We start from the raw sequence: 15,658 nt of genomic DNA on the forward strand, positions 1-15,658 counted from the left end.
GGGAGCGAGCCTGCTCGCGATTACGGTCTATCAGTCGACATAGATGTTGACTGATCTGCCGTTATCGCGAGCAGGCTCGCTCCCACAGTAGTTTGCGGTGTTCAAAAGTCTTAGCTGATCACAGTATTCTAACGACCGAGCAACCGCGCCAGGCCGACACTCATCGGCGTCTGAGCCGGGCAGGAAAACCGCTCCAGCAGTCGCTGATTGTTCGCCCGCGAATGGCGGATATCACCCGAACGCGCCGGGCCGTAGCTCACTGGCGGCAGTTCACCGACAGCCACTTTCAACGCTTCCAGCATTTGCTTGAGCGTGGTTGCCTGGTTCCAGCCGACATTGACCGCACCGACTTCAACCTGCGGTTTTTCGATGGCTTGCACCAGCACATCGACCAGATCTTCGACGTAAACAAAATCCCGCGTCTGCTCGCCATCGCCAAACACCGTGATCGGTAGGCCGTTTTGCGCGCGCTCGCTGAAAATGCTGATCACCCCGGAGTACGGCGAGGACGGATCCTGGCGCGGGCCGAAGATGTTGAAGAAGCGGAAAATCACCGGTTCCAGCGCATGTTGGCGACGGTAGAAATCGAAGTAATGTTCACTGGCCAACTTGTCCGACGCATACGGCGTCAGCGGTTCCTTGGGCGTGTCTTCGTCGATCGACTGGCCTTCGCCATTGTTGCCGTAGACCGCTGCGCTGGAGGCAAACAGCACACGTTTGACGCCGCTCTGGCGCATGGCTTCGCAGACATTCAGCGAACCGATGAAATTGCTCTGGTGAGTCTTCACCGGATCATCCACCGAAGCCTGCACCGACGCCACGGCCGCCAGGTGCGCGACCGCACTGCAACCGGCCATTGCGCGAGCGACCAGGGCTGCATCGGCGACGTCGCCGACTATCAGCTCGACGCGAGGATTATCCAGCGCCAGGTTGCTGCGTTTGCCGGTGGACAGGTCGTCGAGAATCCGTACCGAATGGCCCTTGGCGAGCAAGGCGTCGGTCAGGTGCGAGCCAATGAAACCCGCGCCGCCGGTGATTAAAACAGGGCCGTCAGCCATGGCGATAGAACCTGTCCAGTAAGCCAGGGAGTGCCGCACGCCAGGCGCGGGGCTTGATCCCGAAGGTGTGAAGGATTTTCTTGCAGGCCAGCACCGCGTGTTGCGGCTCTTCGGCAGCGTCCGGGCGTGCGGCGTGAGCCTGGGCGGTCGGCGCTTCGATGGCCAGCGGATGCAGTGCGCGGGCTTCGGTGAGAATCGCCTGCCCCAGCGCCAGCGGCGTGGTCGCCTCGTGCCCGGCGTAGTGGTAGGTGCCCCACAGTGGCGCCGCGCAATCGAGTTGCTTGAGCACCGAAATGATCACCCGGGCCGCGTCGTCGACCGGCGTCGGGTTGCCGCGACGGTCATCGGCCATCAACAGTTCTTCCGGCTTTTCGGCCCGGGACAGGAAACGCCCGAGGGTGCCGTCGGGGCTGTCATCGAGCAGCCAGCCGAACCGCAGCAGCACATGCTGCGGGCAGGTCGCGCGCACGCTTTGCTCGATGCGCCACAAGGCCTGACCACGCAGGCCCAGCGGCACCGGCTCGTCTTTTTCGCTGTAGGCGGTCGCCCGCGAGCCGTCGAACACCCGATAGCTCGAGGGTTGCAGCAGAACGATGTTGTGATGCTGGCACAGTTCGGCCAGACGCTCGATTGCACGCTCTTGCCCGGCCAGACGCGATTCGCTGACCGTCTCCGCCTGGAACCAGTCGAAGTAGTAGGCGAGGTTGATCAACGCGTCCGGGCGCGTGTCGTCGAGCAGTTGCGTCAGGCTCGCGGCATCCCAGCCGTCTTGCGGTGGGCGGGGGGCGAGGAAACCGATGTCTTCCTCCGCACCGAGGCGAATCAGCGCCTGCCCAAGGGCATTTCCGCCGCCCAGTAACATAAGGCGCATTCGCATAGAGTCAGCAGGCCCAGTCTGATTGGATCAATGGCTTTATCGGCACCGCTCGCGGGCGGTGCCGTCGATAGTTGCCGGAATCGTTGCATTTTGCGGGTTTAGTGCGCAACCGTCATCCGTAAAGTGTAGATCTCCGGGATTTGTGGTGCTGCTTCGGGCCTCTTCGCGGGCAAGCCTCGCTCCTACAAGAGCGTGCGCGAGTTCTGTAGGAGCGAGGCTTGCCCGCGAAGAGGCCCTGAAGGCCAGCAGAGATCCCGAGCGGTACTTGCATCTTCCTCACCCCGCCCGCATAAATTACTCCATGAATCTGCCCATCCCCACGGACGCGGCCATGGCAGGCTTCCACCCCGCCGTCAGCGCCTGGTTCAGCAGCACCTTCCCGACGGTCACCGCCGCCCAGGCCCGGGCGTGGCCGCTGATCCGCCAACACCGTTCGACCCTGATCGCCGCGCCCACCGGCTCCGGCAAAACCCTCACCGCGTTTCTCGCCGTCATCGACGATCTGGTTCACCGTGGCCTGGAAACCGCAGACGGGCTGCCCAACGAAACACTGGTGGTCTACGTCTCGCCGCTCAAAGCCTTGTCCAACGACATCCAGATCAACCTGCAAAACCCGCTGGCCGGCATCACTGAACAGTTACGTGCGATGGGCCTGCCCGAGTTGCAGATCAACACCGCCGTGCGCACCGGCGACACGCCGCAAAAAGAACGCTCGGCGATGCGCAAGACCGCGCCGCACATTCTGGTGACCACCCCGGAATCCCTTTACGTGCTGCTCGGCTCCGACTCCGGCCGGCAAATGCTCGGCACCACGCGCACGGTGATCGTCGACGAGATCCACGCCATCGCCGCCAGCAAACGCGGCAGCCATCTGGCCCTGAGCCTGGAACGTTTGCAGGCGTTATGTGCAGCACCGTTGATGCGCATCGGCCTGTCCGCCACGCAAAAACCCATCGAAGCGGTCTCACGCTTTCTGGTGGGACGTGATCGCGTATGCGAAATCATCGACATCGGCCACGCCCGTCCAAGGGATCTAGGCATCGAAGTACCGCCGGTGCCGCTGTCGGCGGTGATGGCCAACGATGTGTGGGAATTGGTCTACGACCGCCTCGCCGTCCTCGCCCGCGAACACCGCACTACGCTGATTTTCGTCAACACCCGACGCTTGGCCGAACGCTTGAGCCGGCATTTGAGCGAGCGCCTTGGCAAGAAAGCAGTCGCCGCCCACCACGGCAGCCTGGCCAAGGAGTTTCGCCTCGATGCCGAACAGCGCCTCAAGTGCGGCGACCTGCAAGTGCTGATCGCCACGGCGTCGCTGGAACTGGGGATCGACATCGGCGATGTCGATTTGGTCTGCCAGATTGCCTCGCCGCGCTCGATTGCCGGGTTTCTGCAACGGGTCGGCCGCTCCGGCCACCAGGTCGGCGGCACGCCCAAGGGCCGATTGTTCGCCACCACCCGCGACGATTTGATCGAATGCACCGCCCTGCTCGACTGCGTGCGTCGGGGTGAACTCGATACCTTGCAGATTCCTCAAGCACCGCTGGACGTGCTGGCCCAGCAGATCATCGCCGAGGTCAGTTGCCAGGAATGGCCGGAGCACGCGCTGCTGGAGATGTTCCGCAATGCCTCGCCCTACGCTGAGCTCGACGAAACACATTATCAGGCGCTGCTGCAGATGCTCGCCGAAGGCTACAACGGTCGCCAGGGCATCCGCAGCGCTTACCTGCACCGCGACGCCGTGACGCGTACGTTGCGCGGTCGGCGCGGCAGCAAACTGACCGCCGTGACCAGCGGCGGCACCATCCCGGACAACGCCGACTACAGCGTGCTGCTGGAACCGCAAGGGCTGAACATCGGCAGCGTCAACGAAGACTTCGCCGTGGAAAGCATCGCCGGTGATGTCTTTCAGTTGGGCAACACCTCGTACCGAATCCTGCGGGTCGAAACCGGCAAGGTCCGGGTCGAAGATGCGCACGGCCAGTCGCCGACCATTCCGTTCTGGCTCGGTGAAGCGCCGGGGCGCAGCGCAGAATTGTCCTTCGCCGTGGCGCGCCTGCAAGCGCAACTCGACGACCTGCTCGGCGCCACGCCCGGCAACTTGCAACCGGCCCTCGACTGGCTGACCGAGACCCTCGGCCTGAACCTCGACAGCGCCGGACAACTGGTGGATTACCTCGCCCGCGCACGCCTGACACTGGGCGCCCTGCCCTCGCAGGACACGCTGCTGATGGAGCGCTTTTTCGATGAGTCCGGCGGCACGCAACTGATCATCCACACGCCCTTCGGCAGCCGCATCAACCGCGCCTGGGGCCTGGCCCTGCGCAAGCGTTTCTGCCGCACCTTCAACTTCGAATTGCAGGCCGCTGCCAGCGAAGATGCGATCGTGCTGTCGCTGTCCACCAGCCACAGCTTTGAGCTCGATGAGGTCTGGCGCTACCTGCACAGCAACAGCGCCGAACACCTGCTGATTCAAGCGGTGCTCGATGCGCCGCTGTTCGGCGTGCGCTGGCGCTGGAATGCCGGCGTTGCATTGGCGTTGCCGCGCTACAGCGGCGGGCGCAAAGTCCCGCCGCAGATTCAGCGGATGAAAAGCGAAGACCTGATCGCCAGCGTGTTTCCCGACCAGATCGCCTGCGTGGAAAACCTCGCTGGCGAACGGGAGATTCCCGATCATCCACTGGTGGAACAGACCCTCGACGATTGCCTTCACGAAGCGATGGACTGCGAAGGCTGGCTGACGTTGTTGCGGCGCATGGAACGCGGCGACGTTCGCCTGATCAGCCGCGACCTGCCGGCGCCCTCGCCGCTGGCCGCCGAAATTCTCAGCGCCCGGCCTTACACCTTTCTCGACGATGCACCGCTGGAAGAGCGCCGCACCCAAGCCGTGCTCAACCGGCGCTGGACCGATCCGCAGTCCACCGACGACCTCGGCGCGCTGGATGCCGAGGCGATTCAAGCGGTGCGCGATGAGGCCTGGCCAACGCCGACCAATGCCGATGAAATGCACGAGACGTTGATGAGCCTCGCGTGCATCGCCGATGCCGAGGCGCAGGCCAATGCGCAGTGGATTGATTGGTTGAATGTCCTTGCCGAGAGCGGTCGCGCCAGTCGTTTGCAGATCGATGCCGGGCAATTGCTGTGGCTGGCGGTGGAACGGCTGACGTGCCTGCGCGCCATTTATCCACAGGCAAATTTGTCGCCACCGCTGGAGGCGCTGCCGGGGTTCGATGACGCCTGGGAAGCAGACGAAGCGATGCTGGAAGTCATCCGCGCACGGCTCAGCGCTTTTGGTCCGTTGCCGCTGAGCGCGATTGCCGAACCTCTGGAATTACCTGTAACTCACGTCAACCAGGCACTCGCGCAACTGGAACGCGAAGGGTATGTGTTGCGCGGCCACTTCACTCCCGGCGCCGGTCAGGAAGAATGGTGCGAGCGGCATCTGCTGGCGCGAATTCATCGCTACACGGTCAAGCGTCTGCGGCGAGAAATCGAGCCGGTGGCGTTGCAGGATTTCATGCGATTCCTGTTCGACTGGCAGCATCTTTCTGTCTCGACCCAAGGCCAGGGCAATGCGGTGCTGCCCGCCATCGTCGCTCAGTTCGAAGGCTATCCCGCCGCCGCTTCAGCCTGGGACAGCGACATTCTTGCGGCACGGATCAAAGGCTATTCGGCGAGTTGGCTGGATGACCTGTGCCGTAGCGGCAAACTGGTCTGGACCCGCCTGACCGCACCCAACAAAAGCGCCAGCACGGCGCTGCGCAGCACACCAATCGTATTGCTGCCGCGCTGCCAGGTCGGGTTGTGGAGCGGTCTGACCGAACAGACACCGGTCAGCGATCTGTCGCCCAAAACCCAAAAGGTTTACCAAGCCCTCAGCCAACATGGCGCGCTGTTTTTCGATGAGCTGATTCACGAGGCTCATCTGCTGCGCTCGGAGCTGGAAATCGCCTTGCAGGAACTGGTCGGCGCCGGGCTGGTGAACGCCGACAGTTTTGCCGGTTTGCGGGCGCTGATCACGCCGGCCAGTAAACGGCAGAATCGCAGCAGCCGACGCGGGCGCGGAGCGTTTATCGGAGGCATGGATGACGCCGGACGCTGGGCCTTGCTTCGACGCGGGGCGCCAGCGCCGGTGGTGGATAACAAACATTCAACGCCGAGCGACACCCTGGAACACATCGCCATGACCTTGCTGCGCCGCTACGGCGTGGTGTTCTGGCGCCTGCTGGAACGCGAAGCAGACTGGTTGCCGAACTGGCGCGAATTGCTGCGCACGTTCCATCGGCTGGAGGCTCGCGGCGAGATTCGCGGCGGGCGGTTTGTCAGTGGTTTGGCCGGTGAACAGTTCGCCTTGCCCGAGGCGATTCCGTTGCTGCGCGAAGTGCGACGGCGGGCGCATGACGGGAGTCTGATTGCCGTGTGCGGGGTTGATCCGCTGAACCTCGCCGGCACGCTGTTACCCGGTGCGAAAGTGCCGGCGCTGACGAGTAATCGGTTGGTGTACCGCGATGGTTTGCCGGTGGCCGCCGAGATCGCTGGCCAGCAGGTTTTCTGGGTGGAATCGACGAGTGAAATACGCAACAAGCTGATCCGGCATTGATGCTGTCCGGGCCGACCTCATCGCCGGCAAGCCGGCTCCTACAGGTCCGGTGCCACATAAAAAGCCTGGATTACACGCAACCCTTGTAGGAGCCGGCTTGCCGGCGATGAGGCCCTCAAAAACGGCGGCGCATATGAGGCCGCCATCGCTGGCAAGCCAGCGCCTACAGGTCCGGTGCCACATAAAAACCCCGGACTACACACAACCCCTGTAGGAGCCGGCTTGCTGGCGATGAGGCCCTCAAAAACGGCGGCGTATTTGAGGCCGCCATCGCTGGCAAGCCAGCTCCTACAGGGGGCTGCGTGTTTCCATCGAGGTGATATTTGCGTTCAGGGCAAATATCAAATGCCAATACCTCTATTTTTCCGCACAACCCAATCCCCGACACTGCGCTCCATCAATCAACCCACCGGAGTTGCAGCCATGCCCATTGCCTTGCTCGCGCTGACCCTCAGCGCCTTCGCCATCGGGACGACCGAGTTCGTCATCGTTGGCCTGTTACCCACTATCGGCGCCGACCTCGGCGTCAGCCTGCCGTCCGCCGGCCTGCTGGTCAGCCTCTATGCCCTGGGCGTTGCCATCGGTGCCCCGGTGCTGACCGCCCTCACCGGCAAAGTCCCGCGCAAAATGCTGCTGTTGTCGCTGATGGTGCTGTTCACCCTTGGCAACCTGCTGGCGTGGAAAGCACCGAGCTACGAATCGCTGATCATTGCGCGAATCGTCACCGGCCTGGCCCACGGGGTGTTTTTCTCGATTGGCTCGACCATCGCCACCAGCCTCGTGCCGAAGGAAAAAGCCGCCAGCGCGATTGCGATCATGTTCACCGGCCTGACGGTGGCGCTGGTCACCGGCGTACCGTTGGGGACGTTCATCGGTCAGCATTTCGGCTGGCGTGAAACCTTCCTCGCTGTCTCTGCTTTGGGTGTGATTGCGTTCATCGGCAGCCTGCTCTACGTGCCGAAAAACATCACCCACAGCAAACCCGCTTCGCTGCTGGAACAGTTGCAGGTCCTCAAGCAACCGCGCCTGCTGCTGGTGTATGCCATGACGGCAGTCGGTTACGGCGGTTCGTTCATCGCCTTCACGTTCCTAGCGCCGATTCTTCAAGACATTTCTGGTTTCAGCGCCGGCACCGTCAGCCTGGTGTTGCTGGTGTACGGCATCTCGGTGGCCGTCGGTAACATCTGGGGCGGCAAACTGGCCGACAAACGCGGCCCGATCAAAGCCCTGAAAATCATCTTCGCCCTGCTCGCTGCTGTGTTGTTCGTGTTGACCTTCACCGCCGGCAACCCGTGGCTGGCGCTGGCCACCGTGCTGGTCTGGGGCGCGGTCGCTTTCGGCAACGTGCCGGGTTTGCAGGTGTATGTGGTGCGTCAGGCCGAACATCACACGCCGAATGCGGTGGACGTAGCTTCCGGCCTGAACATCGCGGCGTTCAACCTCGGCATTGCCGGTGGCGCGTGGGGCGGTGGTTTGATCGTCGCTCACATGGGCCTGATCCATACCGCGTGGATCGGTGGTCTGGTGGTGTTGGTGGCGCTGGCGCTGACTGCATGGAGCGGTCGCCTTGATCGCCTCGGTCCGGTCTACGCTGAACCGGCTGAAGGCTCGACCCGCATCGTCGCCGGTCACTGATCCCCCTTGTAGGAGCCGGCTTGCTGGCGATAGCGGTGGCACATTCAACATGGATGTGACTGACACACCGCTATCGCCAGCAAGCCGGCTCCTACAGGTTTAGCCCTCCTACCGTCTGTAGTCCCGTCGAAACTTTCTCGCTTGCCCCGCAGTCATCAAAAGACAGGGGCAACCGGGGACCCTCAGACGGGAGGCGACATGGCGGCGATTCACAGCGGTATTTCAGCTTGGCGCTTCTTTGCCTCCGGCGAGCCTGCAGCACAAGGCGTGTCGCCATGAACCGCGCCGAGCAGTTCAACCCCGACGATGACTCGTCAGGAACCGTGAACGCCGTACGCCGCTTCACCGTGCTGACGGTCAACACGCACAAGGGTTTCACCGCGCTCAACCGGCGTTTCATCCTGCCGGAGTTGCGCGAAGCAGTGCGCAGCGTGTCCGCCGACGTGGTGTTTTTGCAGGAAGTCCACGGCACCCACGAGCACCATCCCCAGCGTTACAGCAATTGGCCGACGATGCCGCAGTACGAATTCCTCGCCGACACGCTGTGGCCGCAGTTCGCCTACGGACGCAACGCGGTGTACCCGGCAGGCGACCACGGCAATGCGCTGTTGTCGAAATTCCAGATCATTCGCCACGACAACCTCGACGTGTCCATCAGCGGACACGAAAACCGCGGCATCCTGCATTGCGTATTGCGCTTGCCCGTCGATGGCCCGGAGGTGCACGCGATTTGCGTCCATCTGGGGCTACGCGAAACCCATCGCAATGAACAGCTGAAGCTGCTGACCCAACGCCTCGCAGAATTGCCGAGCGACGCGCCGGTGATTGTCGCCGGTGACTTCAACGACTGGCGTCAGCGCGCCGACGCAATGCTCAAGCCCTGTGGTTTGCGCGAGGTGTTTGCCGAACTCCACGGCAAACCGGCGCGCAGTTTTCCGGCGTGCTTGCCGGCCTTGCGCCTGGACCGCATCTACGTGCGCAACCTCAAGGCCAGCCGTCCGCAAGTCCTGGCGGCGCGGCCCTGGTCCCACCTCTCCGACCATGCACCGCTATCGGTGGAGATCGAGCTATGAGCAGCGCACCGATGGAAAAAACCACCGTGGATCACGTGCCCACCAACCCGCCGGTGCGCGAACCCGGCGTGGTCGACGTTGAATATGGCTGGCAGGGCAACAACCGGGTGGAACTGCTGGAAAACGGCGAAGAATATTTCCCGCGGGTGTTCGAAGCCATGCGCCAGGCCAAGACTGAAATCCTCCTGGAAACCTTCATCGTTTTCGAGGACAAGGTCGGCGAAGAGCTGCAGCACGTGCTGATCGACGCGGCTCAACGCGGCGTGCGGGTGACCGCCAGTCTCGACGGGTTTGGTTGTGGCGAGTTGAGCACCGATTACCTCACCGCGTTGAGCGAGGCCGGCGTGCACCTGCAAATATTTGACCCGGCACCGAAACGGCTGGGTATCCGCACCAACTGGTTCCGGCGCCTGCACCGCAAGATCGTGGTGGTCGACGGCACGATTGCGTTCATCGGCGGGATCAACTTTTCCGCCGACCATCTGGCCGACTTCGGCCCCGAGGCCAAACAGGATTACTCGGTTGAAGTGCAAGGCCCGGCGGTAACCGACATTCATCATTTCGCCCTGCTGCAAAGCGGTCGCCCGGCCCGCGCCAAATACTGGTGGCAACGCCGGCGGCAGCGGCGCTCGGAACTGGCGTTCAACGATCACGACGGCCAGGTCCGTTTGGTGTACCGCGACAACGGTGATCATCAAACCGATATCGAAGAGGTTTATCGACATGTCCTGCGCAGCGCCCAGCGTCGCGTGGTGATTGCCAACGCCTATTTCTTTCCCGGTTATCGCTTGCTGCGCGAGATACGCAACGCCGCGCGGCGAGGCGTCGACGTGCGACTGATCCTGCAAGGCCAGCCGGACATGAGGGTGGCCAAACTGGCGGCGCGCATGACCTATGACTACCTGCTCAAATCCGGGGTGCAGATTCACGAATATTGCGAGCGCCCGCTGCACGGCAAAGTCGCGCTGGTGGACGAAGACTGGAGCACCGTCGGCTCGAGCAACCTCGACCCGCTGAGCCTGGCGATGAACCTGGAAGCCAATGTGCTGATCCGCGATCGCGCCTTCAACCGCGATTTGTTCGAACGCCTCGAGAGGCTGAGCGACAACCACTGCAAAGCCATGTGTGCGGACAAATCCCCACGCGGACGGGTCTGGCACATGACCGTCGGTTTTCTGGTGTTCCACTTCCTGCGGCACTTCCCGGCATGGGCCGGCTGGCTGCCGGCACACAAGCCACACCTGAAGCCCTTCACCCACCTCGCCGGGGGCGATCACCATGAACCGCGCTGAAACCCATTCGGCGCCTCACGCCGACAGCCCGCACAAGTCGCATTGGAGTCGCTGGAAAAAACCGCTGACGATGCTGTTTTTCCTGGCGCTGATCGTCCTGTTCACGATGCTGGCCCAACGCATCGAATGGAACGAGGTGTTCGACACCCTCGCCGATTTCAAGGTGCGCACGCTGATCATCGCCTCCGGGCTGACGCTGGTGAGTTTTCTGGTGTACGCCTGTTTCGACCTGATTGGCCGCACCTATATTCGTCAGGACCTGACCTGGAAACAGATCCTGCCAGTGGGGATCATCAGCTACGCCTTCAACCTCAACCTGAGTGCCTGGGTCGGCGGCATTGCCATGCGCTATCGGCTTTACTCGCGGCTCGGCGTGAGCAAAAGCAACATCGCAAAAATCCTCGGCCTGAGCCTGGCGACCAACTGGTTCGGCTACATGGTGATTGCCGGCGCGATGTTCAGCAGCGGGCTGGTGCGCATGCCACCGGGCTGGAAACTCAGCAGTGGTGCGTTGCAGGGCGTGGGGGTTTTGTTGCTGTTGGTGAGCGCGGGTTACCTGGCGGCCTGTCAGTATTCCAAGCGGCGGGAGTGGGCGATTCGCGGCGTCGAAATCAACCTGCCGTCCCTGCGCATGGCGGTGCTGCAACTGGCGCTCGGGGCGCTGAACTGGTCGCTGATGGCGGCGGTGATCTTCACCCTTCTGCCGAGCAAGCTGGATTATCCGCTGGTGCTTGGCGTGTTGTTGATCAGCGCGATTGCCGGGGTGATCACGCACATTCCGGCGGGGCTCGGGGTGTTGGAGGCGGTGTTTGTGGCGTTGCTGCAGCATGAGGCTTCGCGGGGGAGCCTGGTGGCGGGGTTGCTGGCGTATCGGGCGATTTACTTTATCTTGCCGTTGTTGATTACGTTGGTGATGTATTTGATTGTGGAGGCCAAGGCCAAGTCGCTGCGGATTGCGAAGAAACCCAAGTGATTGGGTGGTTGTAAGGACGCCTTCGCGGGCAAGCCTCGCTCCTACGGGAAGCGCGCAAATCCCGTAGGAGCGAGGCTTGCCCGCGAAGAATCCACCGCCGCTCTTACGTCGACTGGATAATGCTCAACCGCTCACCCACCACCATCTCGGTAATCCAGTCCACCAGGATCGACGTATACGCCTGCTGCGAAACCGGCTCGCTCAACGCGTGATCGGCGCCGTCGATGATCCGGTGGGTCAGCGAGTGCGTCTGCTGACACGCCGCCCGGTAACTCATGATGGTCGCGTGGGGCACATAGTCGTCAGTCTCGGACTCCACCAGCAGCACATCCCCGGTAAATTGCGAACAGGCATGCAACGCGCGATTGCTGTCGGCGCGCACCAGCGTGCTGCGGTAATCACGCAAATCGAGCTTGTCCAGTTCGCGCTTGGGCGCGTGCCATTGCTCATCGCGATACAACGCCGGCACCCGTAGCGCCAGCCAGCGCACGGGGCGCAATGAGGTCAAAATCGCAGCCAGATAACCGCCATAACTGGTGCCGACCACAGCAATCGCCGAGGTGTCGAGCGCCGGATGCGCGAGCAATCGGTCGTACGCCGCCAGCAGATCTCGCAGGTTGTCTTCGCGGGAAACCCGCGTCAGTGGAATGCCGGTGCCGCCGGTGTGCCCGCGCAAGTCGAACGTCAGGCACACGCAGCCCAGACCTGCGATGCCTTTGGCCCGTTCAAGATCACGCTCCTGACTTCCGCCCCAACCGTGCACGAAGAGCACGCCGGGGACCTTCGATTTGGGGCTGAGAAAAGTCCCGCTCATCTGTTCATCGTCGATGTCGATCTGAATGGTTTCGCTTCTAGCCGTCATAGGATTTGACCGTTACGTACTTGAGGAGAAATTCACTGTTGTGCGCCGGCCCGCGGTACACCTCGATGGCGTCCGCCGGCAGCGCTTGATCGATGTAGGTTTCCACCGAAGACACACGGATCGCGCTCATCTGCGGGTCGTTGACGAAGCTCTGCAACGCCGCCACTTCGGCGCTGCTGGCACCGCCCATGCGCCAGGACTGCTCAAGCACGCCGCTGCGCTGTGTGCCGTTACTGTCCAGGCCTTGCGCGATGTCGTAGTTGCGCCGCGAGGCATAGAAACCGGGATAGGCCTCGTCCGCCGCACGGTCGAACACCTGCGCTTGGCGGATGGCCAGCCGCACGTCGTCGGACAGTTGCAGTTCGAGCAGCTCGTCGTAGCCGCCCTGCACCACGAGCAGATTGGAACCGCCATAAACCTGCTCGCCATGACCGTCTGCGGTCAGGTACTGATCGCCGCAGTAACTCAACACTGTGCCGCCGATGAAGCTTTGGCCGACGCTGTGGGTCACCACGTCGGTCAGGTCTTGCTCCAACACCACGCCTTCGGTGAATAGCGCCTTGGCATCGGGTCTGCCGAGGACCGCATCGAATTGGTCAAGGCTCTGGATCACCTCCTGACCGCGTCCGGCGCAGGCATGGATCGGTTTCAGGCGAATCGGGCCGCTATCGAGCAAATGCTCCGCCGCAGGCCGCGCATCGTCGAGGGAGAACACGCTGAGACCCTCGAGCACCACGTTGCGCACCCGTTCGCAAAACAACGGCGACCAGCCGTGCGGGGCAAAAGCGTTTTTGTTGCGCAAGCCGTGGCTGATGGCTTTGGTGCAGATGAAATCATGCTCGACATAGCCGCCCCACAAATCCTCCGGGCCTTTGACGCCCAATTGCCGCGCGGCCGCAGCGCCGACAATGGTTTGTGTCGGCAGCAGATAAAGATCGCGACCGCTGTGGTGTTCGGGGTCGTAGCTGCCGCCGAATTTGAACCCGAGAACCTGCGCCAGCCAACGGGCCAATGCGTGATTGGTTTCGACTTCGTGCTGTGGTGCGTCGGGCCGCACCGAATGGGCGACCACCAGTTTCTTGCGGTTTGTTGGGGTCATGCGTCCCCCTTCAATCGGCGCTTGATGAATGTAGTTGTAGGGGTGCAGGGATCAGGCCAACGGCAGCTGATTTGAAATAATCGGCAATTCAATCAGTTGCCGATTCGGTGATAGCAATGAGCCTGTCTCATTCTGCACGACGGCCATTTCGCTCCCGGCATTTTGCACGACCCAAGCCTTGCAAAGATCAAACTGTGGGAGCGAGCCTGCTCGCGAAAGCGACCTTTCAGGCGACATAGATGCTGACCGTCACGGCCTCTTCGCGAGCAGGCTCGCTCCCACAGGGGATTTCTGGCGTTGCGACTATCGGGCTGCGGCGGTCGGCGAAACCCCAAACCGCGTCCGATAATCACTCGGCGCCAGCCCGGTAATTTTCTTGAACGTCGCACGGAAGGCACTCGGGTCCTGATAACCGACGGTCCAGGCAATGTGGTCGATGGTGCCGTTGGTGAATTCAAGCATTTCCCGGGCCTTGCCGACCCGCAGGTGCTGGCAGTACTCGGTGGGTTTGAGCCCGGTTGCAGCACGAAATCTGCGCAGGAAGGTGCGTTCTTCCAGCCCTGCCCGTTCAGCCATGGTCGCCAGCGACACATCGGTCGCGCCGGTGCTTTGCAGCCAATGCTGTACCTTGAGAATCGAGGCGTCGCCGTGGCTGAGAATCGGTGAAAAGTTGCTGCCACATTCACTCGCACTGTCGCTGTGTTCCACCACCAGAAACCGCGCAGTGCCGGTGGCGATGCTCGGCCCCAGCAATCGGTCGACCAGACGCAAACCCAGCTCGGACCAGGCCATCAACCCGGCGGTGGTGATCAAGTCGCCGTCATCGACGATCGGCGTATCGGCCTTGAGCTTGATCGCCGGATAACGCTCGGCGAACGCCTTGGCCGACGTCCAGTGGGTGGTGGCGCTGCGGCCGTCGAGCAGGCCGCTTTCAGCCAATAGAATCGAGCCCACGCAGACACCGCCGAGGGTTGCGCCTTGTGCGTGTTGCTGACGAATCCAGCGCAGCAAGCCTTGCGGCGCCTGGCCTTCGGAGAAACCGGCAATCGACGGCGGGATCAACACCGCCACCAATGCGCCGTCCGGCGCGGGATGGCTGTCGTAGATGCGCTGGGGCGCCTGATCACCATCGACCTGCCAATGGCTGACCCGCAACAGCGGCAACTGCGCCGCTTGATAGTCAGCGGCAATCCGGTTCGCCACCCCGAACAAATCTGTCAGCCCGTGCACCGCCGCCATCTGCGCGCCGGGATAAATCAGCACGCCCAGCTCGGCGATTGGCCTTTGTGCGTCCATTGTCAGTTTTCCCCCTTCTATTGTCGGTGCGGCCAATCCTCGGACGGTCCGCCAGAGCCAATACTTCATTCCACACCCACACACACTTCGAGGAAACAGTCATGGCCAAGCAAGCACTCATCGTAGTTGATATCCAAAACGACTACTTCCCCCAGGGCAAGTGGCCGCTGGTTGGCGCGGACGCGGCTGCGGATAACGCCGTACGTCTGCTCAAAGCTTTTCGTGATGCCGGTGATTCGGTGGTGCACATTCGCCACGAGTTCACTTCCGACGAAGCGCCCTTCTTCACCCCGGGTTCCGAAGGCGCGAAGCTGCATCCCAAAGTCCTGAACCGCGCCGACGAGCCGGTGGTGCTCAAGCACTTCGTCAACTCGTTCCGCGAAACTGAACTGCAGTCAATTCTCGACGAGCAAGGTATCAAGGAGTTGGTGGTGGTTGGCAGCATGAGTCACATGTGCGTCGACGGCATTACTCGTGCGGCCGCCGACATGGGTTACGCCGTCACCGTCATTCATGACGCCTGTGCCTCGCGGGATTTGGAGTTCAACGGACTTACGGTTCCGGCGGCCCATGTTCATGCCGCGTTCATGTCGGCGTTGGGTTTTGCCTATGCTCGTGTGGTGTCTACTGGCGAGTTTCTGGCTGGTTGAGGTGAGGTGAGGTGAGGTGAGGTGAGTACATATCCGTTGCTGCGGTAACGGCTGCTATTGGTTTCGCTCTTACAGCGAGTCACTTTCGAAAAGCGCGAAAGTAACCAAAGCGCTTCTGCCCCTTTCGTTCGGTGCCTCGCTAAGGCTCGGCATACCCTCGCTCCGGTCCTGCTCCGTGGGCCCGCCGCCATCGGCCATCCATGGCCGGGGGCGGCTAACCCGGCATCCATGCCGGGTTGCCCA

At 62.3% G+C, this 15,658-nt stretch carries 11 protein-coding genes; 6 read left to right on the forward strand and 5 right to left on the reverse strand.

Annotated elements, in window-relative coordinates; translation table 11 throughout:
* Window positions 1-128 precede the first annotated feature (128 nt).
* Both IB246_RS24685 and IB246_RS24690 read right to left on the reverse strand, forming a co-directional pair.
* Complete coding sequence (locus IB246_RS24685) at window positions 129-1,058, reverse strand: NAD-dependent epimerase/dehydratase family protein (protein ID WP_008042931.1); 930 nt, start codon at window positions 1,056-1,058, stop codon at window positions 129-131.
* A complete protein-coding gene (locus tag IB246_RS24690) occupies window positions 1,051-1,935 on the reverse strand; it encodes a sugar nucleotide-binding protein (RefSeq protein WP_032829110.1) in 885 nt (294 codons plus the stop codon). Before IB246_RS24690 ends, IB246_RS24685 begins: the two co-directional genes overlap by 8 nt.
* A 301-nt stretch (window positions 1,936-2,236) precedes the next feature.
* Here IB246_RS24690 and IB246_RS24695 point away from each other — a divergent pair, with 301 nt between their 5' ends.
* The 5 genes from IB246_RS24695 to IB246_RS24715 all read left to right on the forward strand — a co-directional run bounded on the left by IB246_RS24695 (window position 2,237) and on the right by IB246_RS24715 (window position 11,508).
* On the forward strand, window positions 2,237-6,535 hold the full coding sequence (locus IB246_RS24695) for a DEAD/DEAH box helicase (RefSeq protein ID WP_032832769.1): 4,299 nt from the start codon (window positions 2,237-2,239) through the stop codon (window positions 6,533-6,535).
* Window positions 6,536-6,958: 423 nt separating this feature from the next.
* The gene (locus tag IB246_RS24700) at window positions 6,959-8,170 is read left to right on the forward strand and encodes an MFS transporter (protein ID WP_008044054.1); all 1,212 of its coding nucleotides are present in this window, start codon (window positions 6,959-6,961) and stop codon (window positions 8,168-8,170) included.
* A 275-nt stretch (window positions 8,171-8,445) separates the two neighbouring features.
* The gene (locus IB246_RS24705; RefSeq protein WP_192230195.1) at window positions 8,446-9,243 is read left to right on the forward strand and encodes an endonuclease/exonuclease/phosphatase family protein; all 798 of its coding nucleotides are present in this window, start codon (window positions 8,446-8,448) and stop codon (window positions 9,241-9,243) included.
* Window positions 9,240-10,535, forward strand: coding sequence for a cardiolipin synthase ClsB (gene clsB, locus IB246_RS24710; protein WP_008044052.1), 1,296 nt, complete (start codon window positions 9,240-9,242; stop codon window positions 10,533-10,535). Before IB246_RS24705 ends, clsB begins: the two co-directional genes overlap by 4 nt.
* Entirely contained in the window at window positions 10,522-11,508 is a 987-nt protein-coding gene (locus tag IB246_RS24715; protein WP_008044045.1) for a lysylphosphatidylglycerol synthase domain-containing protein, read from the forward strand. The genes clsB and IB246_RS24715 overlap by 14 nt, the downstream gene beginning before the upstream one ends.
* A 103-nt stretch (window positions 11,509-11,611) precedes the next feature.
* Here IB246_RS24715 and IB246_RS24720 read toward each other — a convergent pair whose 3' ends face one another.
* The 3 genes from IB246_RS24720 to IB246_RS24730 form a co-directional block, all read right to left on the reverse strand.
* Window positions 11,612-12,370: an alpha/beta hydrolase family protein gene (locus IB246_RS24720; protein WP_008044043.1), complete on the reverse strand. Its 759-nt coding sequence runs from the start codon at window positions 12,368-12,370 to the stop codon at window positions 11,612-11,614.
* Window positions 12,360-13,469 carry a DUF3182 family protein gene (locus IB246_RS24725; RefSeq protein WP_008044041.1) on the reverse strand — a complete coding sequence of 370 codons (1,110 nt, stop codon included), beginning with the start codon at window positions 13,467-13,469 and terminating at the stop codon, window positions 12,360-12,362. The genes IB246_RS24720 and IB246_RS24725 overlap by 11 nt, the downstream gene beginning before the upstream one ends.
* Before the next feature lie 303 nt (window positions 13,470-13,772).
* The gene (locus IB246_RS24730) at window positions 13,773-14,765 is read right to left on the reverse strand and encodes a GlxA family transcriptional regulator (protein ID WP_008044040.1); all 993 of its coding nucleotides are present in this window, start codon (window positions 14,763-14,765) and stop codon (window positions 13,773-13,775) included.
* Window positions 14,766-14,866: 101 nt separating this feature from the next.
* Between IB246_RS24730 and IB246_RS24735 the strand changes: the two genes are divergently transcribed.
* Complete coding sequence (locus tag IB246_RS24735; protein WP_008044039.1) at window positions 14,867-15,415, forward strand: cysteine hydrolase family protein; 549 nt, start codon at window positions 14,867-14,869, stop codon at window positions 15,413-15,415.
* Window positions 15,416-15,658: the final 243 nt, after the last annotated feature.

Source organism: Pseudomonas sp. PDM01 (assembly GCF_014852325.1).
Taxonomy (GTDB): Bacteria; Pseudomonadota; Gammaproteobacteria; order Pseudomonadales; family Pseudomonadaceae; genus Aquipseudomonas; species Aquipseudomonas migulae.